The 25067-nt window shown below is 68.0% G+C and carries 30 protein-coding genes; 18 read left to right on the forward strand and 12 right to left on the reverse strand.

The features are described from left to right. Positions 1-64 precede the first annotated feature (64 nt). Entirely contained in the window at positions 65-1429 is a 1365-nt protein-coding gene (gene der / locus AC1HC7_RS04870) for a ribosome biogenesis GTPase Der (RefSeq protein WP_479496107.1), read from the forward strand. Positions 1430-1451: 22 nt separating this feature from the next. After that, complete coding sequence (locus AC1HC7_RS04875) at positions 1452-1856, forward strand: (R)-mandelonitrile lyase (protein ID WP_479496106.1); 405 nt, start codon at positions 1452-1454, stop codon at positions 1854-1856. Between the two features lie 42 nt (positions 1857-1898). Here the strand turns inward: AC1HC7_RS04875 and AC1HC7_RS04880 are convergent, their stop codons facing one another. The 9 genes from AC1HC7_RS04880 to AC1HC7_RS04920 all read right to left on the reverse strand — a co-directional run bounded on the left by AC1HC7_RS04880 (position 1899) and on the right by AC1HC7_RS04920 (position 10926). Further along, entirely contained in the window at positions 1899-2567 is a 669-nt protein-coding gene (locus tag AC1HC7_RS04880) for an SDR family NAD(P)-dependent oxidoreductase (protein ID WP_479496105.1), read from the reverse strand. 4 nt (positions 2568-2571) lie between these two features. Beyond that, complete coding sequence (gene purF / locus AC1HC7_RS04885) at positions 2572-4074, reverse strand: amidophosphoribosyltransferase (RefSeq protein ID WP_479496104.1); 1503 nt, start codon at positions 4072-4074, stop codon at positions 2572-2574. Between the two features lie 141 nt (positions 4075-4215). Beyond that, entirely contained in the window at positions 4216-4818 is a 603-nt protein-coding gene (locus AC1HC7_RS04890) for a CvpA family protein (protein WP_479496103.1), read from the reverse strand. A 38-nt stretch (positions 4819-4856) separates the two neighbouring features. Beyond that, positions 4857-6224: a DNA repair protein RadA gene (gene radA, locus AC1HC7_RS04895; RefSeq protein WP_479496102.1), complete on the reverse strand. Its 1368-nt coding sequence runs from the start codon at positions 6222-6224 to the stop codon at positions 4857-4859. Positions 6225-6284: 60 nt separating this feature from the next. Further along, complete coding sequence (locus AC1HC7_RS04900; RefSeq protein ID WP_479496101.1) at positions 6285-6764, reverse strand: paraquat-inducible protein A; 480 nt, start codon at positions 6762-6764, stop codon at positions 6285-6287. Beyond that, the gene (locus AC1HC7_RS04905; RefSeq protein ID WP_479496128.1) at positions 6764-7510 is read right to left on the reverse strand and encodes an ABC transporter ATP-binding protein; all 747 of its coding nucleotides are present in this window, start codon (positions 7508-7510) and stop codon (positions 6764-6766) included. Before AC1HC7_RS04905 ends, AC1HC7_RS04900 begins: the two co-directional genes overlap by 1 nt. 32 nt (positions 7511-7542) lie before the next feature. Then, positions 7543-8337, reverse strand: a complete 795-nt coding sequence (locus AC1HC7_RS04910) for an MlaE family ABC transporter permease (RefSeq protein WP_479496100.1) — start codon at positions 8335-8337, stop codon at positions 7543-7545. 8 nt (positions 8338-8345) lie between these two features. Further along, entirely contained in the window at positions 8346-9455 is a 1110-nt protein-coding gene (gene alr, locus AC1HC7_RS04915) for an alanine racemase (protein WP_479496099.1), read from the reverse strand. Next, a complete protein-coding gene (locus tag AC1HC7_RS04920; RefSeq protein ID WP_479496098.1) occupies positions 9442-10926 on the reverse strand; it encodes a replicative DNA helicase in 1485 nt (494 codons plus the stop codon). Before AC1HC7_RS04920 ends, alr begins: the two co-directional genes overlap by 14 nt. Before the next feature lie 211 nt (positions 10927-11137). On the opposite strand from AC1HC7_RS04920, the gene AC1HC7_RS04925 reads away from it, so the two are divergent. Further along, positions 11138-11794: a peroxiredoxin gene (locus tag AC1HC7_RS04925; RefSeq protein WP_479496097.1), complete on the forward strand. Its 657-nt coding sequence runs from the start codon at positions 11138-11140 to the stop codon at positions 11792-11794. A 158-nt stretch (positions 11795-11952) separates the two neighbouring features. On the opposite strand, the gene rplI is transcribed toward AC1HC7_RS04925, so the two are convergent. Genes rplI through rpsF form a run of 3 tightly spaced genes read right to left on the reverse strand, consistent with a single transcriptional unit; the run spans position 11953 to position 13261 of the window. Continuing rightward, positions 11953-12603 carry a 50S ribosomal protein L9 gene (gene rplI, locus AC1HC7_RS04930; RefSeq protein ID WP_479496096.1) on the reverse strand — a complete coding sequence of 217 codons (651 nt, stop codon included), beginning with the start codon at positions 12601-12603 and terminating at the stop codon, positions 11953-11955. 12 nt (positions 12604-12615) lie between these two features. Continuing rightward, complete coding sequence (gene rpsR / locus AC1HC7_RS04935) at positions 12616-12843, reverse strand: 30S ribosomal protein S18 (RefSeq protein WP_479496095.1); 228 nt, start codon at positions 12841-12843, stop codon at positions 12616-12618. A gap of 16 nt (positions 12844-12859) precedes the next feature. Then, the gene (gene rpsF, locus AC1HC7_RS04940; protein WP_479496094.1) at positions 12860-13261 is read right to left on the reverse strand and encodes a 30S ribosomal protein S6; all 402 of its coding nucleotides are present in this window, start codon (positions 13259-13261) and stop codon (positions 12860-12862) included. 261 nt (positions 13262-13522) lie between these two features. Between rpsF and fabD the strand changes: the two genes are divergently transcribed. The 15 genes from fabD (at position 13523) to AC1HC7_RS05015 (ending at position 25050) form a co-directional block, all read left to right on the forward strand. Next, complete coding sequence (gene fabD / locus AC1HC7_RS04945) at positions 13523-14461, forward strand: ACP S-malonyltransferase (protein ID WP_479496093.1); 939 nt, start codon at positions 13523-13525, stop codon at positions 14459-14461. Between the two features lie 49 nt (positions 14462-14510). Beyond that, on the forward strand, positions 14511-15248 hold the full coding sequence (gene fabG / locus AC1HC7_RS04950) for a 3-oxoacyl-[acyl-carrier-protein] reductase (protein WP_479496092.1): 738 nt from the start codon (positions 14511-14513) through the stop codon (positions 15246-15248). Positions 15249-15453: 205 nt separating this feature from the next. After that, on the forward strand, positions 15454-15687 hold the full coding sequence (locus AC1HC7_RS04955) for an acyl carrier protein (RefSeq protein ID WP_479496091.1): 234 nt from the start codon (positions 15454-15456) through the stop codon (positions 15685-15687). Between the two features lie 130 nt (positions 15688-15817). Then, a complete protein-coding gene (gene fabF, locus AC1HC7_RS04960; protein ID WP_479496090.1) occupies positions 15818-17080 on the forward strand; it encodes a beta-ketoacyl-ACP synthase II in 1263 nt (420 codons plus the stop codon). A gap of 7 nt (positions 17081-17087) precedes the next feature. Then, complete coding sequence (gene mltG / locus AC1HC7_RS04965; protein ID WP_479496089.1) at positions 17088-18074, forward strand: endolytic transglycosylase MltG; 987 nt, start codon at positions 17088-17090, stop codon at positions 18072-18074. Positions 18075-18246: 172 nt separating this feature from the next. Then, positions 18247-18609, forward strand: a complete 363-nt coding sequence (locus tag AC1HC7_RS04970) for a hypothetical protein (RefSeq protein WP_479496088.1) — start codon at positions 18247-18249, stop codon at positions 18607-18609. Between the two features lie 22 nt (positions 18610-18631). Further along, entirely contained in the window at positions 18632-19831 is a 1200-nt protein-coding gene (locus AC1HC7_RS04975; RefSeq protein ID WP_479498740.1) for a DNA-packaging protein, read from the forward strand. A 146-nt stretch (positions 19832-19977) separates the two neighbouring features. After that, positions 19978-21144, forward strand: a complete 1167-nt coding sequence (locus tag AC1HC7_RS04980; protein ID WP_479496086.1) for a phage portal protein — start codon at positions 19978-19980, stop codon at positions 21142-21144. Next, entirely contained in the window at positions 21144-21398 is a 255-nt protein-coding gene (locus AC1HC7_RS04985; protein WP_479496085.1) for a GTA head formation protein, RCAP_rcc01685 family, read from the forward strand. Before AC1HC7_RS04980 ends, AC1HC7_RS04985 begins: the two co-directional genes overlap by 1 nt. Positions 21399-21408: 10 nt before the next feature. After that, positions 21409-21996, forward strand: a complete 588-nt coding sequence (locus tag AC1HC7_RS04990; RefSeq protein ID WP_479496084.1) for an HK97 family phage prohead protease — start codon at positions 21409-21411, stop codon at positions 21994-21996. 50 nt (positions 21997-22046) lie between these two features. Then, positions 22047-23210 (forward strand): phage major capsid protein, encoded by a 1164-nt coding sequence (locus tag AC1HC7_RS04995; protein WP_479496083.1) that lies wholly within the window; start codon positions 22047-22049, stop codon positions 23208-23210. Between the two features lie 187 nt (positions 23211-23397). After that, positions 23398-23685 (forward strand): phage fiber-tail adaptor protein, encoded by a 288-nt coding sequence (locus AC1HC7_RS05000; RefSeq protein WP_479496082.1) that lies wholly within the window; start codon positions 23398-23400, stop codon positions 23683-23685. Positions 23686-23699: 14 nt separating this feature from the next. Next, entirely contained in the window at positions 23700-24281 is a 582-nt protein-coding gene (locus AC1HC7_RS05005; RefSeq protein ID WP_479496081.1) for a head-tail connector protein, read from the forward strand. After that, a complete protein-coding gene (locus tag AC1HC7_RS05010) occupies positions 24278-24637 on the forward strand; it encodes a phage head closure protein (protein ID WP_479496080.1) in 360 nt (119 codons plus the stop codon). Before AC1HC7_RS05005 ends, AC1HC7_RS05010 begins: the two co-directional genes overlap by 4 nt. Continuing rightward, on the forward strand, positions 24634-25050 hold the full coding sequence (locus tag AC1HC7_RS05015; RefSeq protein WP_479496079.1) for a DUF3168 domain-containing protein: 417 nt from the start codon (positions 24634-24636) through the stop codon (positions 25048-25050). The genes AC1HC7_RS05010 and AC1HC7_RS05015 overlap by 4 nt, the downstream gene beginning before the upstream one ends. The last annotated feature ends 17 nt before the right edge of the window (positions 25051-25067 follow it).

A 25067-nucleotide genomic window follows, 5' to 3' on the forward strand; every position in this document is an offset into this window, starting at 1 on the left:
TTCGGGCGGCGGTTGCGGTTTTTGGATTCTGGGACTCGCGCGGCGCGCGCGGGCGGGTGACGCGATGTCTTTCACGCTGGCGATCGTCGGGCGGCCCAATGTGGGCAAATCCACGCTGTTCAATCGGCTGGTGGGCAGGCGGCTGGCGCTTGTGGACGACCAGCCCGGGGTGACGCGGGATCTGCGCGAGGGCGAGGCGCATCTGGGCGATCTGACCTTCACGGTGATCGACACGGCGGGGTTGGAGGAGGCCGACGCCGAAAGCCTCGCCGGGCGCATGCGCGCGCTCACCGATCGCGCCATCGGCACGGCCGACGCCTGCCTGTTTCTCATCGACGCCCGCGCCGGGGTGACGCCTCAGGACGAGGTGTTCGCCAATATCCTGCGGCGCAGCGGCGCGCGGGTGGTGCTCGGGGTCAACAAGGCCGAGGGCGTGCAGGGCGATGCCGGGGTGATGGAGGCTTACCGGCTTGGGCTTGGCGATCCTGTCGGGCTGTCGGCGGAGCATGGCGAGGGCATGGGCGATCTCTACGCCGCGCTGGAGCCGCTGGCGGCGGAATTCTCGGCGCAGGCGATGGACGCGCGCCCCGTGGATCGCCCGTTGCAGATCGCGGTGGTCGGGCGGCCCAATGCCGGGAAATCGACGCTGATCAACGCCATTCTCGGCGAGGATCGGCTGCTGGTCGGGCCGGAGGCCGGGATCACCCGAGATTCGATTTCGGTGAACGTCAACTGGGGCGGCACGGATTTTCGCATCTTCGACACCGCCGGGATGCGCAAGAAGGCGCGGGTGGTGTCCAAGCTGGAAAAGCTCAGCGTGTCCGACGGGCTGCGGGCGGTGCGTTTCGCGGAAGTCGTGGTGGTGCTGCTGGACGCGGAAATCCCGTTCGAGACCCAGGACCTGCGCATCGCCGATCTGGCCGAGCGCGAGGGGCGCGCGGTGGTGATCGCGGTCAACAAGTGGGATCTGGAGCAGAACAAGCAGCAAAAGCTGAAGGAGCTTCGCGAGAGTTTCACGCGCCTGCTGCCGCAGCTGAAGGGCGCGCCGCTGGTCACCGTGTCCGCCGTGCAGGGCAGGGGGCTGGACAAGCTGCGCGAGGCGATCCTGCGCATCCACGAGATCTGGAACGCGCGGATCACCACCTCGGAGCTCAACCGCTGGCTTGGCGAACAGGTGCAGGCGCATCCGCCGCCCGCGCCGTCCGGGCGGCGCATCAAGCTGCGCTACATGACCCAGATAAAGAGCCGCCCGCCGAGTTTCGTCGCGTTCTGTTCCAAGGGCGATCAGCTGCCGGCCAGCTACACGCGGTTTCTGGTCAACGGTTTGCGGCGGGATTTCGGGCTGGAGGGGACGCCGATCCGGCTTGACTACCGCAAGGGCGCCAACCCGTTCGAGGGCAAGGCGCAGAAACGCCGGCTGGGCAAATAGGCCAAGGGGAGGACATCAGACCATGATCATTCGCAAGGCGGCGGAGCGCGCCAGCCATCAGCCCAATCCCGACTATTTCACCGGCGAGGTGTGGATGAGCCCGGTGGTCGCGCCCGAGCCGCCGTCGCGCGTCGCGGCGCTGCGGGTCAGTTTCATGCCCGGCGCGCGCACCGCCTGGCACACCCACCCCTACGGGCAGACGCTGCTGTTTCTCGACGGCGCCGGGCGGGTGCAGACCCGTGGCGGCAAGGTGGCGCTGGTGCAGGCCGGGGACGTGGTGAGCTTCGCGCCCGGCGAGGAGCACTGGCACGGCGCCGCGCCCGATTGCGCCATGACCCATCTGGCGATGCAGGAGGCCGAAAACGGGGTGACGGCGACCTGGCTGGAAAAGGTCAGCGACGAGGATTATCTGGGCCCGACCGGGTAGGACGCGCGGCGCGGCGCGGCGGTTTTCCGGCCCGCGCCGTGTTCAACGGTCCAGATATTCGGCCACGACATCGCGGGCCACGGCATTGGGATCCGCAAGCGCCGCGCGATCCTCGCCGGGGCGGAACCGCCCGCGCAGGGCGGTGGCCATGGCCGGGGGCGCGGCGTGGAGGATGCGCGGGCCGCGGGTTCCGCGTTCATCGGCCCAGGCGGCGGTGAGGGTCTTCGCGGCGGCCTTCGAGGCCTGATAGGCGCCGTGGAAGCGGCCCAGGTTGCGGAGGTCGTCCATGAACAGCGCGCAGCCGTCGGGGGCGACGCGCAGCAGCGGGTCGAGCATGCGGATCAGCACGCCGGTGGCGCGCGCATTCACCGCCAGGGCGCGGTGGAGTTCCTTGATCGGCATGTGTTCGGCGGGCGACAGCGGCGGCGCGTGGGCGGCGCAATGCACCCAGATGTCGAGCCGCCCCCAGCGGTCGTGGATCGCCGCGCCCAGCCGCGCCATCCCGTCGTCATCGGTGACGTCCGCCGGGACGAGGGTCGCCGGCGCGCCGCCGGCGGATTTCAGCGCGTCGTCGAGTTCCTCGAGACCGCCGGTGGTGCGGGCCAGCGCGATCACATGGGCGCCGCGCGCGCCAAGCGCCCGCGCCATGGCGAACCCCAGCCCGCGCGAGGCGCCGGTGACCAGCGCCACGCTGTCGGAAAAATCGCTCATGGGGTCAGTTCGCCTTGTCGAGTTCGATGCGGCCTTCCTCGATCATGTCCGAGGGGCTGACCGGGTATTCGCCGGAAAAACAGGCGTCGCAGTATTGCGGCGCGGCGTTGTTGCGGCCCTGCGCCTCGCCCACGGCGCGATAGAGCCCGTCGAGCGAGATGAAGCGCAGCGAATCGACGCCCAGATGCGCGCGCATCTGTTCCTCGGTCATGCCGGCGGCCAGCAGTTTCGCGCGCTCGGGGGTGTCGACGCCGTAAAAGCACGGCCAGGAGGTGGGCGGGGATGCGATGCGGAAATGCACCTCGCTGGCGCCGGCGTCGACGATCATTTCCTTGATCTTGCGCGAGGTGGTGCCGCGGACCACGGAATCATCCACCAGGATCACCCGCTTGCCCTTGATCAGCGCCCGGTTGACGTTGAGCTTCAGGCGCACGCCCATGTTGCGGATCTGTTCGGACGGCTCGATGAACGTGCGGCCCATATACTGGTTGCGGATGATGCCCATGGCGTAGGGAATGCCGCTTTCCTGGGAATAGCCGATCGCCGCCGGGGTGCCGCTGTCGGGCACCGGGCAGACCAGATCGGCGTCGACCGGGGCTTCGCGCGCCAGTTCGGCGCCGATGGCGCAGCGGCTTTCATAGACGGATCGCCCGCCGATCATGCTGTCGGGGCGCGAGAAATAGACGTGTTCGAAGATGCAGAACCGGGGCTTGGCGCGTTCGAAGGGGTGGAAGCTTTCGACGCCGGTTTCGGTGATGATGACCATCTCGCCGGGTTCGATCTCGCGCAGGAACTCGGCCCCGCAGATGTCGAACGCGCAGGTTTCCGAGGCCAGCGCCCAGCCGTCGCCGAGCTTGCCCAGCACCAGCGGGCGCACGCCCAGCGGGTCGCGCACGCCGATCAGCTTGGAGCGGGTCATGGCCAGCACCGAGAACGCGCCCTCGACCCGGCGCAGGGCGTCCTTCATGCGCTCGGGGATGTTTTTCTGAAACGAGCGCGCCATCAGGTGGACGATGCATTCGGTGTCCGAGGAGGATTGGAAGATCGCGCCGTGCTCGGTCAGTTCGCGGCGCAGGGCGTGGGCGTTGGTGAGGTTGCCGTTATGGGCGATGGCGCAGCCGCCGAGCGACAGGTCGGCGTAGAGCGGCTGCACGTCGCGCAGCGCCGTGTGGCCCTTGGCGCCGGACGTGGAATAGCGCACATGGCCGATTCCGAGATTGCCGGGCAGCAGTTCCATCGTCGAACGCTTGGTGAAGTTGTCGCGCACGTAGCCCATGCGGCGCACGCTGTTGAAGCCGTACTGGGCGTCATGGGTGACGATGCCCCCCGCCTCCTGCCCGCGATGCTGGAGCGCATGCAGCCCGAGCGCCAGGAAGCTGGCCGCGTCGATGACGCCGAACACGCCGAACAGCCCGCATTCCTCGCGCAGCTTGTCGGCGCTGAGGTCGTCGTCGGGCGGATTGAACGGATGCGGGAGAAGGGCGGTATCGCAGACATCGACGGTCATCAAGCGCGTCCCTTGTGCCGGTATGATCCGCGCTGGCAGACGCCGGCGCGGCGTGACTCGGGGCGGGTTATAGCGGCGCGCCGGCGCCATGTCATCAGCCGGTCATCGACGCGTCGTCACACTGTTATGCGCGCGCCGCGATCAGGTCGAGGAATCGGTCGCCGCGCCCGCGTCGGGCGACAGGCCGGGGATGCCGCCGCATTCCTCCATCAGCCGGTTGACCGGGTCGAGGATCCAGTCGGGGATGCTGGTGGGGGCGTTTTCCTCGATCATCGTCGTCACCTCGGCCATCAGCGCGGCGGAGCGGGCGTTTTCGATTTCCGGGATCTGGCTGGAGGGCGGGATGAACTGGTCGTAGATCAGCCAGGCCACCGCCACCAGCAGCACGCCGCGCGCCACGCCGAACAGGAAGCCAAGCCCCTTGTCGAGCGCCCCCAGCGGCGAGGCCTGCATGGCGCCCGAGAACAACGGCATGAAGATCGACAGCACGATCAGCACGATGGCGAACACCGAGGAGAAGGCGACGAGCTTGGAGAACGTGCAGGAATTTTCCAGGAACGGGCCGACGGTCGGCAGTTCCTTGAGCAGGGGTTCAAGCGTCGGGGCCATGTAGACGGCGATGATTGCGGCCAGCACCCAGCCGCCGATGGCGAACACCTCGCGCGTGAAACCCCGCGAAAACGCCAGAAACCCGGACACGGCGAGGATCGCCAGCACCACGCCGTCCGCAATTGTGTACTGCATGCTCGTCTATCCCTCGCTTGGCCGCCCGCGCCGAACGGTCACTCCCCGAACGCCTGGTCGATGAAACCGGTCAGATCCTCGATTCGGGTCATGTTAATGTCAGATTTTTCGGTCAGCTTCACCTGCGAAGGCGCGAAGGCGGCGGAAAAACCCAGTTTCTGCGCCTCTTTCAACCGCAATTCGGCCTGGGACACCGCGCGCACCGCGCCCGAGAGGCTGATTTCGCCGAAAATCACCGCGTCCGAGGACAGGGGCCGGTCGCGCGCGGCGCTGAGCAGCGCGGCGGCGACGGCGAGGTCGGCCGCCGGTTCGTTGACCCGCAGCCCTCCGGCGACGTTGAGATAGACGTCATGCTGGGACAGGGACACGCCGCAACGCGCGTCGAGCACCGCGAGGATCATCGCCAGGCGCCCGGAATCGAGCCCCACCACCGCGCGGCGCGCCGATCCCGGCGGGGCGGGGGCGACCAGCGACTGGATTTCCACCAGCACCGGGCGCGTGCCCTCCAGACCTGCGAAGACCACCGAGCCCGAGGCCCCGCGTTCGCGATCCGACAGGAACAGCGCGGACGGGTTGCGCACCTGCGCCAGCCCCTTGCCGGTCATCTCGAACACGCCGATTTCCGCCGCCGGGCCGAAGCGATTCTTCACCGCGCGCAGGATGCGGAACTGGTGACCGCGCTCGCCCTCGAAATACAGCACCGTGTCGACCATGTGCTCGATGACCCGGGGGCCGGCGATCTGGCCGTCCTTGGTGACGTGGCCGACCATGATGACGGTGACGCCGCGCCGCTTGGCGAAGCTGGTGAGTTCATGCGCGGCGGCGCGCACCTGGCTGACCGAGCCGGGCGCGCTGTCGACGTTGTCCGCCCACATGGTCTGGATCGAATCGATCACCACCACGGCGGGGTTTTCCGCGTCCATGGTGGTGAGGATGTTGCGCAGGTTGGTTTCCGCCGCGAGCATCACCGGCGCCTCGGCCAGCCCGAGGCGGGCGGCGCGCATGCGGATCTGGGCGGTGGCCTCCTCGCCCGACACGTAGATGGTCTTGGCGCCGCGCCGCGCGAAGGCGGCGGCGGCCTGCAGCAGCAAGGTCGATTTGCCGATGCCGGGATCGCCGCCGACCAGCAGCGCCGAGGCCGGGACCAGCCCGCCGCCGAGCACGCGGTCGAGTTCCTCGACGCCGGAGGAAAGCCGCGGCGGCGCGGGTTCGCTGCCCGACAGCGCCACCAGCGCCGCCTTCTTGCCGCGCTGCGCGCCGAGGCTGCGCGTCGAGGGCCCGGCAGAGGACAGGGCGGCGTCTTCGCGCACGCTGTTCCAGGCGCCGCAGGAATCGCAGCGCCCGGCCCATTTCTTGTGCGCCGCGCCGCATTGGGAGCAGGCGAAAGTGGGTGTGGATCTGGCCATGGGTTTTCGTTTTGCGCGATCAGCGCCGGAAGGGCAAGGCGGCGGGCGGCGCGGCGGGCGTCATTTGCGCTTGCGCTGGCGGATGCGGCGCCCGGTCAGATGGCTGATGAGCATCGAGGACAGCACGCAGGCGATGAACAGGTAGAGGCCCCATGCGGTTTCCACATGGCCGACCCCGACGCCCTTGACGATGACGATGGTCATGGCGATCAGGAACACGTCGGCCATGGCGAGCTTCCCCAGCGCCTCCAGCAGGGGCAGGGCGCGGGGCGAGAAGATGCGGAACTGCACGGCGGCCAGGGCCAGGGTCTTGGCGTAGGGGATGGCGATGCCGAACAGCGCCACCAGCCCGGCCAGCACCGGATCCACGTCCGACAGTTCGACGACGGCGTTGAGGATGGAAATCGCGTCGCCTCCGAACCAGTCGTTCAGCCAGCCGGCGAGCGAGGTGCGCGCCAGCGGCGCGGTCCAGGCCGCCGGATAGGCGATCAGCAGCGCGATGTTGGCGACCCGCAATGCGAGGTCCAGCGGACCGCGCATCACCTGATGGCCTCGATCGGCCCTTCTGCGCGGCCATGGATGAACTGGTCCACATAGGGGTCGCCGCAATCGTCCATATCGGCCACCGGCCCGGCCCAGCGGATTTTCCCGTCATGGATCATCGCCACCTTGTCGGCGATGGCGCGCACCGAGGTCATGTCATGGGTGATGGTCATGGCCGTGGCGCCGATTTCGGTCACCAGTTCGCGTATCAGTTCGTTGATCACCCCGGACATGATCGGGTCGAGCCCGGTGGTGGGTTCGTCGAAGAAGATGATCTCCGGGTCGGCGGCGATGGCGCGCGCCAGGCCGACGCGCTTCTGCATGCCGCCGGACAGTTCGGCGGGGAACAGATCGGCGGTCTCCGGCGTCAGGCCGACGCGGCGCAGCTTTTCGATGGCGATGTCGCGGGCTTCTTCCCGGGGGCGGCGGCCTTCGCCGCGCAGCAGGCGGAAGGCGACGTTTTCCCAGACATGCAGGCTGTCAAACAGCGCGCCGCCCTGAAACAGCATGCCAAAGCGCGACAGCATGGTTTCGCGACGGCGCCGGGTGAGGGGCGCGCCGTCGAGCAGGATCTCGCCCGCATCATGATCGATGAGCCCGAGCACGCATTTCAGCATCACCGACTTGCCGGTGCCCGATCCGCCGATGATGACCAGGCTTTCGCCGCGCGCGACGCTGAGATCGACGCCGCGCAGCACCTGCTTGGCGCCGAAGCTTTTGACCACGCCGCGCAGTTCGATCATCGGCTGGGGTCTGGTTGGGGTCCGGGGGGCGCTCATGTGGAGAACAGCGCCTCGGTGAGAATGTAGTTGGCGGTGAAGATCAGGATGCAGGCGGAGACCACGGCGTTGGTGGTGGCGCGGCCCACGCCCTGCGCGCCCCGGCCCGAATTGTAGCCGTGATAGCAGCCCATCAGCGCCACGATGAAGCCGAAGACCGAGGCCTTGATCAGCCCCGAGGTGACGTCGCCCAGCACCAGGAAATCCGCGGTGTTGGTGAGATAGGCGCCGGCGTTGAAGTTCAGTCTGCCGATGCCGACCAGAAACCCGCCCATCACCCCGATGATGTCGCTGACCAGCGCCAGCAGCGGCATGGCCAGCGTCGCCGCGAGCAGGCGCGGGGCCACCAGGTATTTCATCGGATTGGTGGACAGCGTGGTCAGCGCGTCGATCTGTTCGGTGACCCGCATTGTGCCGATTTCGGCGGCGATGGAGGCCGACACCCGCCCGGCCACCATCAGCCCGCCCAGCACAGGCCCCAATTCGCGCACCATGCCGATGGCGACGATCGAGGGCACCACGGATTCGGCGTTGAAGCGGGCGCCGCCCAGAAAGATCTGCAGCGCCAGCGCGCCGCCGGTGAACAGCGCCGTCAGCCCCACCACCGGCAGCGAGTAATAGCCGATGCGCATGAACTGGCGGGCCAGCTCCACCGGATACCAGGGCGGTCGGAACACGTGGCTGACGCCGCTGGCCGCGAAGGCGGAGATCGAGCCGGTGACCCGGCACATGCCAAGGACGGCGTGGCCGATCATGGCGAGGAACGCCTGAAATGCTGACAGGATGGGCATGGGTTGGTTTACGCTCCGCCGGCTCGGTCATCGCCTGTGTAGCGACGCGCGTAGCGGGCGCCAAGCGCGGTGAGCGTCTCGTAGCCGATGCTGCCGGCGGCGGCGGCGAGTTGATCGACGCTCTGATGCGGGCCGAGGATCTCGACGAAGCGGCCTTCGGCGGCCTGCGGGTGGTCGGTGAGATCGACGGTGATCATGTCCATGCTGATGCGCCCGACCGCCGGCGCGGGGCGGTCGTCGAGCCAGACCCGCATGGACCCGCCGGCGCGCGCCAGCCCGTCGGCGTAGCCCAGCGGCAGCACGCCGATCCGGCTGTCGCGCTGCGCGGTCCAGGTCGCGCCGTAGCCGACGCTTTCGCCGCGCGCCACGGCGCGAAGCTGCAGGATCGGGGCCTCGAGCCGCGCTGCGGGGCGGGCGTCGGCGAAGGGCAGACCGCCATAGAGCCCGATGCCGGGACGGATCATGTCAAAATGGAAATCCGGGCCGAGCAGCGCCCCGCCGGTGGCGGCGAGCGAATGCCGGGCCCCGGGCGCGACGGCGCGCAGCAGCGCGATGCGTCCGGCGAAGGCGCCGCGCTGCCGGGCGTTCATGGCATGCGCGGGATCGTCGGCGCAGGCGAGATGCGACATCACCAGTGTCACCCGCATGTCGGCGAGGCCCTCGGCGCGGATCTGGTCGAGATCAGCCATGCCGAGCCCCAGCCGATTGATGCCGGATTCCACATGCAGAGCGATCTCCGGGCATTGAGGCAAAGCGTAAAGTGACGCCTTCAAGGCGTTGAGTTGGGTTGTTGAATTAATAACGGGGCGCAGCGCATGGGCGGCGAACAGTTCCAGATCCGCCTGGGTGAATCCGTTGAACACGTAGATCGGCGCGCCGGGTCCGAGGATCCGACGCAGCGCCGCGCCTTCGCGCGCCTGGGCGACGAAAAAGGTTTTCGCGCCGGCGCGGGCCAGCGCCGGAGCGACCTGCGCGACCCCCAGCCCGTAGGCGTCGGCCTTGACCACCGCTGCGGCCTCGGCCTTGCCCGCCAGCGCCTGCAGCGCGCGCCAGTTGGCGACGATCGCGCCCAGATCCACGGTAAGGCGGGTGGTGGACGAGGTCTCAGTATCCGTCATGGCGGGGCTGGGCGAGGTTGTCGAACTTGGTGAATCTGCCCTCGAAGGACAGCTCGACCGTGCCGATGGGGCCGTGGCGCTGCTTGCCGATCACCACCTCGGCCTTGCCGGCGACCTGTTCCATGACCTGCTGCCATTTCATCATCGCCTCGATGTCGTTTTCGCCGGGCTTTTCGCGTTCCTTGTAGTATTCGTCGCGGTAGACGAACATCACCACGTCGGCGTCCTGCTCGATGGAGCCGGATTCGCGCAGATCCGACAGCTGCGGGCGCTTGTCATCGCGCGATTCGACCTGGCGGGACAGCTGGGACAGGGCGATCACCGGAATGTTGAGTTCCTTGGCGATGGCCTTCAGCCCCTGGGTGATCTCGGACACCTCGTTGACGCGGCTGTCCTTGGCGGTGGCCGGGCGCACCAGTTGCAGGTAGTCGATGACCAGCAGGTCGAGCCCGTGCTGGCGCTTCAGGCGACGGGCCCGCGCCGCCAGCGTGGAGATCGGCAGCGCCGGGGTGTCGTCGATATGGAGCGGCATGCGTTCCAGCGCCCGCCCGGCCTCGACCAGATGCTGGAACTGCTCCTCCTCCATGTCGCCGCGGCGGATTTTTTCGGACGGCACGCGGGCCTGTTCGGACAGGATGCGGGTGGCGAGCTGTTCGGCGGACATCTCCAGCGAAAAGAACCCGACCCTGCCGCCCTCGATCGTGCCCTCGGTCCCGTCGGCGCGTTCGCCGTCGCGATGGGCCTTGGCGACGTTGAAGGCGATGTTGGTGGCCAGCGAGGTCTTGCCCATGGAGGGGCGCCCGGCGAGGATCAGCAGGTCCGAGGGGTGCAGCCCGCCCAGCTTCTTGTCGAGGTCGATGAGCCCGGTGGAGATGCCCGCCAGCCCGCCGTCGCGCATGTAGGCGGCGTTGGCGACATGGATCGCCTCGATGGCGGCGTTGAGGAAGCTCTTGAAGCCGCCTTCGTATTTGCCTTTTTCGCCGAGCGCGTAGAGCTGCTGTTCGGCATCGACGATCTGGTCGCGGGGTTCGCTGTCCACATCGACCTTGGCGGCCTTGAAGCGGATCTCGTCGCCGATGCGCATGAGATCCCGGCGGATGGCGAGGTCATAGACGGTTTGCGCGTAGTCGCGCGCGGCGACGATGGAAATGGCGGCGCCGGCGAGGCGGACGAGATAGGCCGGGCCGCCGACCTCCTGCAGGCCCTCGTCATCCTCGAGGAAGGATTTCAGCGTGACCGGGGTGGCCTGCATGTTTTTCTGGATGCGCCGCGCCATGGTGTCGTAGATGCGCTGATGCACGGGGTCGTAGAAGTGATGGGGGTCGATCAGGCTCGAGACCCGGTCATAGACCTCGTTGTTGACCAGGATCGCGCCGAGCAGCGCCTGTTCGGCTTCGAGGTTGCTGGGCTGCTGGGTCGCGTCGGCCTGCACTGTCGTGGGCGGGGGCGGGGATTGGGATCCATCGGCCATGAGTCGTTTCCTGCTACGGGCGTTCGCGCGGCTGCATCCTATCCCGGGCCGCATCGGCGCGCATCCGTGAACAGCGGGGATATCGGGGATAGATGTCGGCTTTCGGCGCGGCGCCGGAATTCGGGCCAGCGAATGATTGCGACTCGGGTTCGGAACGCCCATGTATCGACGCATCCATGCGAAAAAACCCGAACCGACAAGGAGCGAGACCATGAGCCTGCGCATCAACGACACCGCGCCGAATTTCACCGCCGACACCACCGAGGGCGAGATCGATTTTCACGACTGGATCGGCGACGGCTGGGCGATCATGTTCTCGCATCCCAAGGACTTCACCCCGGTCTGCACCACCGAGCTTGGCTACATGGCCGGGCTGCGCGACGAATTCGCGCGGCGCAACGTCAAGGTCGTGGGCATCAGCGTCGATCCGGTGGAGACCCACAAGGCGTGGAAGAAGGACATCGCCGAGGTGACCGGCAACGCGGTGGATTATCCGCTGATCGGCGATCCGGAGCTGCGCGTGGCCAAGCTGTTCGACATGCTGCCCGCCGATGCCGGGGACAGCGCCGAGGGCCGCAGCGCCGCGGACAACGCCACGGTGCGCACGGTGTTCGTGATCGGGCCGGACAAGAAGATCAAGATGCAGATGTCCTATCCCATGACCACCGGGCGCAATTTCGACGAATTGCTGCGGGTGATCGATTCGCTGCAGCTGACGGCGACGCATCAGGTGGCGACGCCGGCGGGCTGGAAGAACGGCGATGACGTGATCGTGTCGGGATCGGTGTCCGATGAGGCGGCGAAAGCGCAGCATGGCGCGGTCGACGCCAAGCTGCCCTATCTGCGCTACGTCAAGCAGCCGGGCTGAGGCGTCGCGACCCTGCGTAGGGCGGATCCCGATCCGCCATTGGCCGCGCGGTCGGGCGGCTTGCCGTCCGCTTGCCCGCAGGGCGTCGAAAACAGCGCAAGAAAAGGCCGCGCCGGATCGCTCCGGCGCGGCCTTGGCTTTTCCGCTCGACGCGCGGCTCAGACCGTGGGCTGCTCGTCGGACTGGCTGTCCTCGTCCTCGATCGGCCCGCTGTCGCGCGGATCGTCGCGCGCGTCGCCGCCGTCTTCTTCGGCCGCCGCGCCCATGTCGTCGAACAGCTCGGCGATGTCGAAATCGGCCTCGGCGTCAGCCTCGGCGCGCAGGTCCTGGATGGATTTGCCGGAGGCCTGGATCTCGGCTTCGTCCGCCGAGCGGGCGACGTTGACGGTGATCGTCGCCGACACCTCCGGGTGCAGGGTGACGATGACCGCGTGCAGGCCGAGCTCCTTGATCGGCTTGGCCAGCGCGATCTGCTTGCGCGCCACCGAGAAGCCTTCTTGGGTGGCGATCTCGGCCACGTCGCGCGGGCCGACGGAGCCGTAGAGCGATCCGGCCTCGGAGGCCGAGCGGATCACCACGTATTGCTGCCCGTCGAGCTTGGCGGCCACGGCCTCGGCCTCGGACTTCTGTTCGAGGTTGCGGGTCTCAAGCTGGGCGCGCTGTTCCTCGAACCGGACGAGATTGGCCTTGGTGGCGCGCAGCGCCTTGCCCTGGGGCATGAGGAAATTGCGCGCGTAGCCGGGGCGGACATTGACCACGTCGCCCATCTGACCCAGTTTCGCGACGCGTTCGAGAAGAACGACTTCCATGATCATTCTCCCTTATTTGACGGCGTAGGGAAGCAGGGCGAGGAAGCGGGCGCGCTTGATGGCGCGGCTGAGCTCCCGCTGCTTCTTGGACGAGACGGCGGTGATGCGCGAGGGCACGATCTTGCCGCGCTCGGAAACGTAGCGCTGCAGCAGGCGAACGTCGCGATAGTCGATCTTGGGCGCGTTGTCGCCAGAGAACGGGCAGGTCTTGCGACGGCGGAAAAACGGTCTGCGGGACATGATGCTCTCCTATGATTCAGAAACGCCGGGGGCGATCGCCCCGATCGCCGCGCGGGCCGCGGTCGCGTCCGCCGCGTCCGCGATCGTCGCGCGAGGCCTTGGCCTGCACGATCGCCGAGGGGCCTTCCTCGTGGGCGTCGACCTTGATGGTCAGCACCCGCATCACGTCGTCATGGAGGCGCATCAGGCGTTCCATTTCCTGCACCGCGTCCGAGGGCGCGTCGGATTTGAGGAACGCGTAATGGCCCTTGCGGTTCCTGTTGATCTTGTAGGCCATGGTCCGCAGGCCCCAGTATTCGGAGCCGACGACATCGCCGCCATTGTCCTTGAGAACCTGGCCGAAATGCTCGATGAGCCCTTCGGCCTGCGCGTTGGAAAGATCCTGGCGCGCAATGAAGACATGCTCGTAAAGAGCCATGTGTCACCTGTTTCGTCTGGCGCGCTTCAAAATGCGGTGTCGCCATCCTCGGGGCCCGCATACGAGAGGCAGCGCGATTGCTGTCATGGAGGATCGGGCGCGTATGCCGCAAAGCGGCGCCCTTTGCAAGGGGATCGGCGGGGATTGTCATGCGCAAGCGGCGGGCGGCTGGACGCGTGGACGGCGCGGAGGTAGAGACGAGGGCGCGACCCGGCGGAAATCCGCGCGGGTCCGTGACGTTCAGACGGCGAGGGAGACTCCATGACGCGCGCATTCATGTTTCCGGGGCAGGGCGCCCAGGCGATCGGCATGGGCAGGGATCTTGCGCAGGCCTGTCCCGGCGCCGCAGCGGTGTTCGAAGAGGTGGACGAGGCGCTTGGCGAAAGGCTCAGCGCGCTGATCTGGGAGGGCGAGGCGGCGGATCTGACGCTGACCGCCAACGCCCAGCCGGCCCTGATGGCGACGTCGATGGCGGCGCTGCGCGCGCTGGAGGCCGAGGGCGTGGGCGTCGACGCCGCGCGCTATGCGGCGGGGCATTCGCTGGGCGAATATTCGGCGCTGTGCGCGGCGGGGGCGTTTTCGGTGTCCGACGCGGCGCGGCTGCTGCGCAAGCGCGGCGAGGCCATGCAGGCGGCCGTTCCGGTGGGCGTCGGGGCCATGGCGGCGATTCTGGGGCTGGATCTGGCGACGGTGCGCGAGGTCGCGGCCGAAGCCGCCGGCGACGAGGTCTGCCAGGCCGCCAACGACAATGATCCCGGGCAGGTGGTGGTGTCAGGCCACAAGGACGCGGTGGAGCGCGCGGTGGAGATCGCCAGGGGCCGCGGCGCGCGGCGCGCGGTTCTGCTGCCGGTGAGCGCGCCGTTCCACTGCGCGCTGATGCAGCCGGCCGCCGACGCGATGGCCGAGGCGCTGGCCGGCGTGACCATCAATGCGCCCGCCGTGCCGGTGGTGGTCAATGTGCGCGCCGAGGCGGTGAGCGACCCGGAGACGATCCGCGCGCTGCTGGTGGAGCAGATCACCGGCGCGGTGCGCTGGCGCGAGAGCGTGCTGTGGATGGCGGCGCAGGGCGTGACCGATCTGGTGGAGATCGGCGCCGGAAAGGCGCTGAGCGGGCTGGCGCGGCGCATCGACCGGTCGCTGAAATGCCGCGCGGTGAACACGGCGGCGGACGCGAAGGCCGTGGCCGAGGCGATCGCCTGAGGTTTTACGGGGGCCCGATGCGAGGCCCGACAGGAAAATGGAGTCAGTCATGTTCGATCTGACGGGAAAAAGCGCGCTGGTCACCGGCGCCTCGGGGGGCATCGGCGGGGCCATTGCGACGGCGCTGCACGCGCGGGGCGCGACGGTGGGGTTGAGCGGCACGCGCGTGGCGCCGCTGGAGGCGCTGGCGGCGACCCTGGGCGCGCGCGCGCATGTGCTGCCCTGCGATCTGGGCGATGCGGCGGCGATCAGGTCGCTGCCCAAAACGGCGGCGGCGGCCATGGGCGGGGTTGACATCCTCGTGAACAACGCCGGGCTGACGCGCGACAATCTTTTCATGCGCATGAGCGACGAGGAATGGGACGCCGTGCTCGCGGTCAATCTCACCGCCGCCTTCAGGTTGAGCCGGGGCGTGCTGCGCGGGATGATGAAGGCGCGCTGGGGGCGGATCATCGGCATCACCTCGGTGGTGGGCGCCACGGGCAACCCGGGGCAGGCGAATTACGCAGCGTCCAAGGCGGGGATGATCGGCATGTCGAAATCACTGGCGCAGGAAGTGGCGTCGCGCAACATCACCGTCAACTGCGTGGCGCCCGGATTCATCGCCACGGCGATGACCGACGAATTGAGTGATGACCAGAAGGCGAAGCTGTTGGGCGTGATTCCCGCCGGACGAATGGGCGCGCCGGATGAAATCGCCGCGGCGGTGGTCTATCTGGCCTCGGGCGAGGCGGGATACGTCACCGGCCAGACATTGCATGTGAATGGCGGCATGGCCATGTTCTGAGCCGGGCGGCGCCGGTGCGAAAGCATTTGCCAGCGCCCACCCGTATGATATAGGCGCGGCCAAGGCGGGCGGGTCGCTGGCTGCGGCGCGACAACGAAAACAGACGGCGTGATCTCATGCGCCGGCACAATCGAGCGAAGAGCCCGCAGGGCTTGGATCAGGTAAAGGCAGCCAGACCGGCTGACAGGAAAGTGAGGATCACCAAATGAGCGATATTGCGGTTCGCGTGAAGAAGATCGTCGTCGAGCATCTGGGCGTCGAAGAGGACAAGGTCACGGAAAGCGCCAGCTTCATCGATGATCTGGGCGCGGATTCGCTCGACACGGTTGAGCTGGTCATGGCCTTCGAGGAAGAGTTCGGCATCGAGATCCCGGACGACGCGGCCGAAACCATCCAGACCTTTGGCGACGCCGTGAAGTTCATTACCGAGAATTCCTGAAGCCTGACGGCTTCGAAAGGATGCGAACGGCGCCCCCCCCAGGGCGCCGTTCCTGTTTTTCAAGCGCTTGCATGCGCGAGGGCGGCTCGGTAACGTCCCGCATGCATCGCGCCGCAGGGAGAACGCAACTGTGAGACGTGTCGTCATCACCGGTCTTGGAATGCTGTCGCCGCTGGCTTGCGGCGTCGAGGAGACCTGGTCGCGGCTGCTTGCCGGGAAATCCGGCGCCGGGCGCATCCAGCATTTCGATTCCTCCGCGCTGGCCTGCAACATCGCCTGCGAGGTGCCGCTGGGCGACGGGTCCGACGGCACGTTCAACGCCGATGACTGGGTCGCGGCGAAAGACCGGCGCAAGTTCGACCGGTTCATCACCTATGCGCTGGTCGCCGCCACGCAGGCGGTGGAAGACGCCGGGTGGACGCCCGAGGATCGGGAATCGCAGGATCGCACCGGCGTGATGATCGGGTCGGGAATCGGCGGGGTCGAATCCATCGCCAAGACCGCGGTGCTGCTGAAAGAGCGGGGCCCGCGCCGAGTGTCGCCGTTTTTCATCCCCGGCGCGCTGATCAATCTGTGCTCGGGGCAGGTGTCGATCAAATACGGATTCCGCGGTCCCAACCATGCGGTGGTCACCGCGTGTTCCACGGGCGCGCACGCCATTGGCGACGCTTCGCGGCTGATCGCGTTCGGCGATGCGGACGTGATGGTCGCCGGCGGCGCGGAGAGCCCGGTCTGCGAGATCGGCGTCGCAGGCTTCGCGGCGAGCAAGGCGCTGTCCACCAATTTCAACGACGACCCCACCCGGGCCAGCCGGCCCTATGACAAGGACCGCGACGGATTCGTCATGGGCGAGGGCGCGGGCGTGGTGGTGCTGGAGGAATACCAGCACGCCAAGGCGCGCGGCGCGAAGATCCATGCCGAGGTGCTGGGTTACGGCATGTCCGGGGACGCGTATCACATCACATCGCCCGCCCCTGACGGAGATGGCGGCTACCGATCCATGGCGGCGGCGCTCAGGAATGCCGGGATCACCGCGGACCGGATCGACTACGTCAACGCGCACGGCACCTCGACGCCGCTGGGCGACGAGATCGAGCTGAAGGCGGTGACGCGGCTGCTGGGGGATTCGGCCAGCACCGTCACCATGTCCTCGACCAAATCCGCGATCGGGCATCTGTTGGGCGCGGCGGGCGCGGTGGAGGCGATATTCTGCGTATTGGCGCTGCGCGATCAGGTGGCGCCGCCGACGCTCAATCTCGACAACCCGTCGGTGGACACGGAGATCGATCTGGCCGCCAACGGACCGGTGAAACGCAGGATCGACGTGGCGCTGTCCAATTCCTTCGGATTTGGCGGCACGAACGCGTCGCTGGTGCTTGGCAAGGCGTCCTGAGTTTCCGATGAAAAACCTGGCGGCGAATACGCTGACGGTGCTGATCGTGCTCGGCTTTGCGCTGGCCGCGGCGATCGGCTACGGCGTGCAGCAATTCCGCGCGGCGGGGCCAAGCGCGGCGCCGGTGGTGATCGTGGTGCCGCCGGGCGCGGGGCTGGAGCAGGTCTCGACGCTGCTTGCGGATGCCGGGGTGATCGCCGATCCGATGATTTTCAGGCTGGGCGCGCGCTACAGCGGACAGGCGGCGAAAATCCGGTTCGGGGAATATGAAACGCCGGCCGGGGCTTCGATGGAAGAGGTGCTGGCGCTGCTGGTGTCCGGGCGCTCGGTCCAGCATCTGGTGACGGCGCCCGAGGGGCTGACCGCGTGGGAGGTGGTGGAGCTGCTGAAGGCGGAGCCGCTGCTGACCGGGGAGATCGGAGAGATCCCGCCCGAAGGGTCGCTGGCGCCCGACACCTATTCGTTCCAGCGCGGCGAATCGCGCATGGCGGTGCTCGGGCGCATGAGCGAGGCGCAAAAGCGGATCCTGGCGGCCGCCTGGGAGGCGCGGGCCGCGGACCTGCCGATCGCCACGCCTGAGGAGGCGCTGATTCTGGCCTCGATCATCGAGAAGGAGACCGGGGTCAACGAGGAGCGCTGGGAGGTGGCCTCGGTCTTCGTCAACCGGCTGCGACGCGGCATGCGGCTGCAGACCGATCCGGCGGTGATCTATGGACTCACCAAGGGGCGAGGCAAGCTGGGGCGCGGGCTGAAGCGCAGCGAATTGCAGCGCCAGACCGACTACAACACCTATCTGATCGAGGGGCTGCCGCCGACGCCGATCGCAAATCCGGGCAAGGCGGCGATCGCGGCGGCGGTGCAGCCGGCGCAGACCGACTACCTGTATTTCGTCGCTGACGGATCAGGCGGGCATGCGTTCGCGCGCACCCTGAAGGAGCACAACCGCAACGTCGCCAAGTGGCGCAAGATCGAGAAGCAGCGGGCGAACCAGTAGGCGCGGTGTTGGCTCGGCAAAAATCTAGCGCAACCTGTGCGATAGTTCTTGACTTCGCGCACGCTGTAGAGTAGGTATCTAGGCACACTGGGAGAGGTGGGCGAAAGAGGCCGCGAACATCGTTCGCGGCCTTCGCTGTTTGCGGTGTCTGTCACAACGGATCGGATCCTGCATGACCCGTGAGAACGGCGGCCGCAACCGGCCGCTCGAAGCGTTGAGAAACGCCCGTTCGAATTATCGACGCATTGCCGAAATTCTTGTTGGTGAAATTCGTCGCCTGGGCGGCGGCGACCAGAGTGATGCCAAGGAGCGGCATTCGCTGATCCAGACGCATCAAAAGACTTTGCAGACGCTTATTGATTTTGAGAGCCGCATTGAAAAACAGATCGCAGAACGAATTGGGCTCGGTCGAGGCGACATCGACCTTGATCGCGCCAGAAGGGAAATCATGGGCAAGCTGGCTCGCCTCAAAGACGCCCTGCGAGCAGGAGGCGTGGCTGAGGGGGCTGAGCCCGAACGCTCTGAGGGCGCTTGAATGGATCTTTGACGTCTGGGCGATGCCGGGGCATCAGTCGCCGCCGCCTGGCGACTGGCGCACCTGGCTGGTGCTGGGCGGGCGCGGCGCGGGCAAGACCCGCGCCGGGGCCGAGTGGGTGCGGGCCATCGTCGAGGGGCCGACGCCGCTGGCGCAGGGCGCCTGCAGGCGGGTGGCGTTGATCGCGGAGACCATAGATCAGGCGCGCGAGGTGATCGTGGAGGGCGAGTCGGGCATCAGGGCCTGCTCGCCCCCCGACCGGGCGCCGCATTACGAAGTGTCGCGCAAGCGGCTGGTCTGGCCCAACGGCGCCGAGGCGCGGATTTTCACGGCGCAGGATCCCGAGGGGCTGCGCGGGCCGCAATTCGACGCCGCCTGGTGCGACGAACTGGCGAAATGGAAACATGCGCGGGAGGTCTGGGACATGCTGCAATTCGGATTGCGGCTCGGGACCCGGCCACGGCAGATGGTGACGACGACGCCGCGACGGCTGGCGCTGCTCACCGAGATCATCGAGGCCGACGACACGGTGGTGGTGTCCGCGCCGACCGAGGCGAACCGGGCCAATCTGGCGCCCGGGTTCATCGAGGCGGTGCAGCGGCGGTTCGGCGGCACGTCATTGGGGCGCCAGGAACTGCTGGGCGAGTTGCTGACCGAGGCGCCGGGCGCGCTGTGGCTGCGCGAGACGCTGGAGGCGTCGCGGGTGAGCGAGGCCCCGGAGATGCAGCGGGTGGTGATCGCGGTGGATCCGCCGGTGACCAGCCGGGCGGCCTCGGACGCCTGCGGGATCGTCGTCGCGGGGATCGCCAACGGCGCGGTCTACGTGTTGGAGGACCTCACGGTTCAGGGCGTCGCGCCAAGCGCCTGGGCGGCGCGGGCGGTGGCGGCGTTTCACGCCCATCAGGCCGACCGGCTGGTGGCCGAGGTCAATCAGGGCGGCGATCTCGTCGAGACGCTGATCCGGCAGGTTGACGCCTCGGTGGCCTATCGGGCGGTGCGCGCCACGCGGGGCAAGGCGGCGCGGGCGGAGCCCGTCGCCGCGCTCTACGAACAGGGGCGCGTGCGTCATGTGGGCCTGCTGCCGGCGCTTGAGGATCAGATGTGCGCCTTTACCGGCGACCGGCGGGGCGGCAGCCCGGACCGGGTTGATGCGCTGGTCTGGGCGGTCACGGAGCTGATGCTGCGCGAACCGGGCAACGGGCCGAGGGCGCGCCGCCTTTGAAGCGCCCGCCGCACGCGGCGGTTTTAGGGACATTCGCCGCGAATGCGGCTTTGTGAGCGCGTCGCCGCTGGCGCGGCGGGTTTTCGGAACGCCAGGGGGCGGCGGTCCCGGGGCAAGCGGTTTCACGCGAACGGCAAGGAAGCGACATGGTGTTCGACTGGTTGCGGACGGCGAAAACAACGCCGGACGAGAAGAAGGCTTCGGCGACGGGGCCTGTTGTTGCGTATTCTTCTTCTGGGCGCGTGGCGTGGTCGCCCAGGGACAAGGTTTCGTTGGCCCGCAACGGGTTCATGGGCAACGTGATCGGTTTTCGCTGCGTGCGGATGTTGGCGGAAGCGGCGGCGGCGACGCCGCTGGTGCTGTCGGACGGCGTGCGGCGCATCGAGGCGCATCCGGTGGCGCGCCTGCTGTCGGCCCCCAATCCGGGCCAGCAGGGGGCGGCGTTCCTGGAGGCGGTCTACGGGCATCTGCTGCTGGGCGGCGACGCCTATGTGGAGGCGGCGGGGCGGCTGAGCACCGGCGCGCCTGTGGAGCTGCACGCGCTGCGGCCCGACCGGATGCGGGTGGTGCCGGGGCCGGACGGCTGGCCCTCGGCCTATGAATACGCGGTTGGCGGGCGCAAGGTGCGCTTCGAGATGGGCGAGAGCCGTCCGATCCTGCATCTGAAGAGCTTTCATCCGCAGGACGATCATTACGGCATGTCGCCGCTTGAGGCGGCGGCGTCGGCGGTGGACATCCACAACGCGGCCGGGCGCTGGACCAAGTCGCTGCTGGACAACGCGGCGCAGCCTTCGGGGGCGATCATCTATCGTTCGCCCGACGGCGACACGCTGAGCCAGGAGCAGTATGCGCGGCTGGTGGACGAGCTGGAGGCCAACCATCAGGGCGCGCGCAACGCCGGACGGCCGATGCTGCTGGAGGGCGGGCTGGACTGGAAGCCCATGGGGTTCTCGCCCTCGGACATGGAATTCCTGGAAACCCGCACCGCCGCGGCGCGCGACATCGCCATCGCCTTCGGCGTGCCGCCTATGCTGCTGGGGCTGCCCGGCGACGCCACTTACGCCAATTATCAGGAGGCCAACCGGGCGTTCTATCGCCAGAGCGTGCTGCCGCTGGTCAAGCGGGTGGCGGGATCGCTGATTTCCTGGCTGGGCGAGGAGATGGGCGAGAGCCTGACCCTGACCCCGGACATGGACGCGATCCCGGCGCTGTCGGCGGAACGCGAGGCGCTGTGGCGGCGGGTCTCGGGCGCGGATTTCCTCAGCGACGACGAAAAGCGCGCGCTTCTGGGCCTGCCCCCGGCGGCTGCGTGATGCGGGCGAGCCTGCGTGGCAAGACGCCCGGCTCGCGGTTTCTCTACGAGCCGTTCGATGCGGCCCATGCGCGGGTCGAGGCGTTGGAGCGGGTGCTCGACGAACGCTGGGCGGCGCTGGAAAAGACGTTGCGGCATGTGGAGACCGGGCTCGAACGCATGGAGCGGCGCATGTGGGTCGCGGTGTTCTCCATCGCGGTGGCGATGACGGGCCAGTTCGCGACGCTTCTGATGAGCGCCGTCCCTCAACCCTAGGAATATTCGCATGGATGATTTTGAGAACTCCGGCCCCTGCGGGCGCCGGACGCTTTCTGGACTCGAAACCAAATACGTCGCCTTCGACCAGGTGGCGACGGTCGCCGATGACGGACGGATCGAGGGCTACGCCTCGGTGTTCGGGGCGGCGGACCAGGGCGCCGACATCGTGGAGGCGGGTGCTTTCCGCCGCTCGTTGGAGGCCCTGCAGGGCGCGGGACGGTCGGTGAAGCTGTTGTGGCAGCACGATCCCGCGCAGCCGATCGGAATCTGGGATTCGGTGCGCGAGGACGGCAGGGGCCTGCTGGTCCGGGGCCGTCTGATGACCGAGATCCGCCAGGGCGCCGAAGCGCTGGCGCTGCTGCGCGCCGGGGCCGTTGACGGGTTGTCGATCGGCTATCGGGCGGTGCGCTCGGTGCGGGCGCCCCATGGCGGGCGCATCCTGCAGGAAATCGATCTTTGGGAGGTGTCGCTGGTCACGTTCCCGATGCTTCCCGAGGCGCGCGCGACAGCCGCCTCGCCCGATGCGGGCGAGGCGGATCTGGGCCGCGTATTGGCTGACGCGCTGGCCGAGGCGCGCGGCAGCTTGCGCGAGTGACGCGCGTTTCTCCAACCCGGCGTTTTACCCTGACTGAAGGAAAGACAAGCATGACCATTTCCAAGACCGGCGCGTTCGAATCGAAATCGGCCGTCCACGGTTTTCTGCGTGAATTCAGCGCCTTTCAGGACGACATGAAGGCACGGTTCAAATCCCAGGAAGACCGCATCGAGGCGCTTGACCGCAAGTCCGCCAGCGCCGTTCGCCCGGCGTTGTCGCGCGCCGCCGAAATGGAGGCCCCCCATCAGAAGGCCTTCGCCGCCTATCTTCGCTCCGGCGACGATGACGGGCTGCGCGGGCTTGAGGTCGAGCAGAAGGGGCTCAACACCGCGGTCAACGCGGAGGGCGGCTATCTGGTCGATCCCCAGACTTCGGAGCGCATCCAGTCGGTGCTGAGCGGCGCCGGGTCGCTGCGCGCCATCGCCAATGTGGTGCAGGTGGACGCCAACGCGTTCGACGTGCTGGTGGATCACGGCGACGTGGAAAGCGGCTGGGCCTCGGAGAGCGGCCCCGTGGCCGAGGGCGCGACCCCGGTCATCGAGCGGATTTCCATTCCGCTGCATGAGCTTTCGGCGCTGCCCAAGGCCTCGCAGCGGCTGCTGGACGACAGCGCGTTCGACATCGAGGGCTGGCTGGCCGGGCGCATCGCCGACAAGTTCGCCCGCGCCGAAAGCTCGGCCTTCATCACCGGCAACGGCGTCGATCAGCCCACGGGCATCCTCAATTATCCGATCGCGGCGAACGGGTCCGAGACCTGGGGTCAGATCGGTTATGTGGCCACCGGCGCGGCGGGCGATTTTTCGGTCGCCGATCCGGCGGACGCGATCGTCGATCTGGTCTATTCGCTGGGCGCGCGTTACCGGGCCAAGGCGTCCTTCGTGATGAATTCCAAGACCGCCGGCGCGGTGCGCAAGATGAAGGACGCGGATGGCCGCTTCCTGTGGTCCGACGGCCTGGCCGCCGGCGAGCCGGCGCGGCTGATGGGCTATCCGGTGCTGATCGCCGAGGACATGCCCGACATCGCCGCCGGATCCACCGCCATCGCGTTCGGCGACTTCAACGCCGGCTACACGATCGCTGAACGCCCGGACCTGCGGATCCTGCGCGATCCGTTCTCGGCCAAGCCCCATGTGCTGTTTTACGCCACCAAGCGCGTTGGCGGCGACGTGTCGGATTTCAGCGCCGTCAAGCTGATGAAGTTCGCGGTCAGCTGATCGGGGATCGGGGCGGCCTTCAGGCCGTTCTCGTGATCGCGGGCCGGGTGTGATCCGGACCGCGAGGGGCCCCTGCGCCGCGCCGCATTGGCGCTTCTCCCACCTGTATGCGGTGCGGGGGCCTTGTTTTTTCGTTGCTTGAGATGGTCGGCCGCGTTGCTTTCTGGCCGACGGATCCGGGGGTTCCATGAGTTCGTACATGTGCAAATCCGCCAATGATGAGCGGGACTACGCGATCGACTGGGCGCTGGAGGGCGATGAGTCGCTGCTTGAGGACCTTGGCTGGACCATCGTGCCTCAGGAGCTTGACCCGCTGGCGCTGGCGCTGGTTTCGGCGCGCACCGAGGCGGGCGTGTCCCGCGTGGTTCTGCGCGGCGGCCGTCCCGGACACATCTATCACGTCGCCTGCCGGGTGCGCACCAGCGCCGGGCGGGTTCTGACGCGCGGCTTCCTGTTGCGCATTACCGAATCCTGATCGCGGAGGCCTCGATGCTGACTGAAATCACCCCGGCGCCGGTGACTGCGTTGCCGCTTGCCGAACTGGCGACGCATCTGCGGCTGCCCAGCGGCTTCATCAACGACGCCGCGCAGGCCGACGGGCTGGAGCTTTACCTGCGCGCCGCCTGTTCCGCCGTCGAGGGCATGACCGGGCGGGCGCTGTTTGCGCGGCGGTTCCTGTGGAAGGTGACCCGCTGGCGCCAGCCGGAGCGCCAGACGATCCCCATCGCGCCGGTGAATTTCATTGCCTCGGTGACGCTGATCGGCGCTTCGGGCGCCTGGGAGAGCGTGGATTCGGCGCGCTACGTGCTTCTGCGCGACACGTTCACCCCCTGCCTGGCCGGGCCGGGCGGGCGCACGTTGCCGGCGATCCCCACGGATGGGGTCGCTGAAGTGGAGCTGGAGGCCGGCTACGGCGCCGACTGGATGTCGATCCCGGTGGATCTGCGCCAGGCGGCGATGCTGCTGGCCTCGCATTTTCACGAGCAGCGCCACATCACCATGAATCGCGCCGACGAGGCGCCGTTCGGAGTGCGCAATCTGGTGTCCCGTTTCCGGCAGGTGCGGTTGTGAGCTGGCGGCGGGACTACATCAGCGCGCCGGTTCTGAACCGGAAGCTGGCGCTGGAGCAGGAGGTGCGGGTGAGCGACAACGCCGGCGGCTGGATCCGCAGCTGGACCGAGCTTGGCACGCTATGGGCCTCGATCCGCACGCGCACGGCGCGCGAGATCGAAGTGGGGGCGCGCGGACGTTCGCGCGTGTCGCACAGGATCCTGGTGCGCGCGGCGCCGGTCGGATCCGACGCGCGCCCCCGGGCCGACCAGCGGTTTCGCGAAGGCGCGCGGCGGTTTCGCATCCGCGCGGTGACGGAGGCGGATTCGCGCGGGCAATACCTGGTGTGTTGGGCGGATGAGGAGCCGATACAATGACTTATTCGCTTTCCTTGGCATTGCAGGAGACGATTTATGCGGCCCTGAGCGCCTCGCCCGAGATCGCGGCGCTGGTGGGCGCGCGCATCTATGACGCGCCGCTGCACGCCGAGGCGCCCGAGGCTTCGGAGGGGCCATACCTGACCTTTGGCGACGAGCAGGTGGACGCCTGGGAGGCCGTGGGGCTGACCGGCGCGGTGCATGAGCTGGAGATGTCCATCCATACCCGCGACGAGGGATATTCCGGGGCCAAGCGGATAGGCGCGGCGATGTCGGATGTGCTGACCGGGCCGCTGCCCGCGATGGCCGACGGGCGCATCGTCACGGCGAATTTCTTGTCGGCCCGAACGCGGCGCGTGAAGGACGGGGGACGCCGGATCGATCTGCGTTTCCGGTTCAGGGTCGAGGCGTAACTTACTCATAAGGAACA

Source organism: Oceanicella sp., from assembly GCF_056449545.1.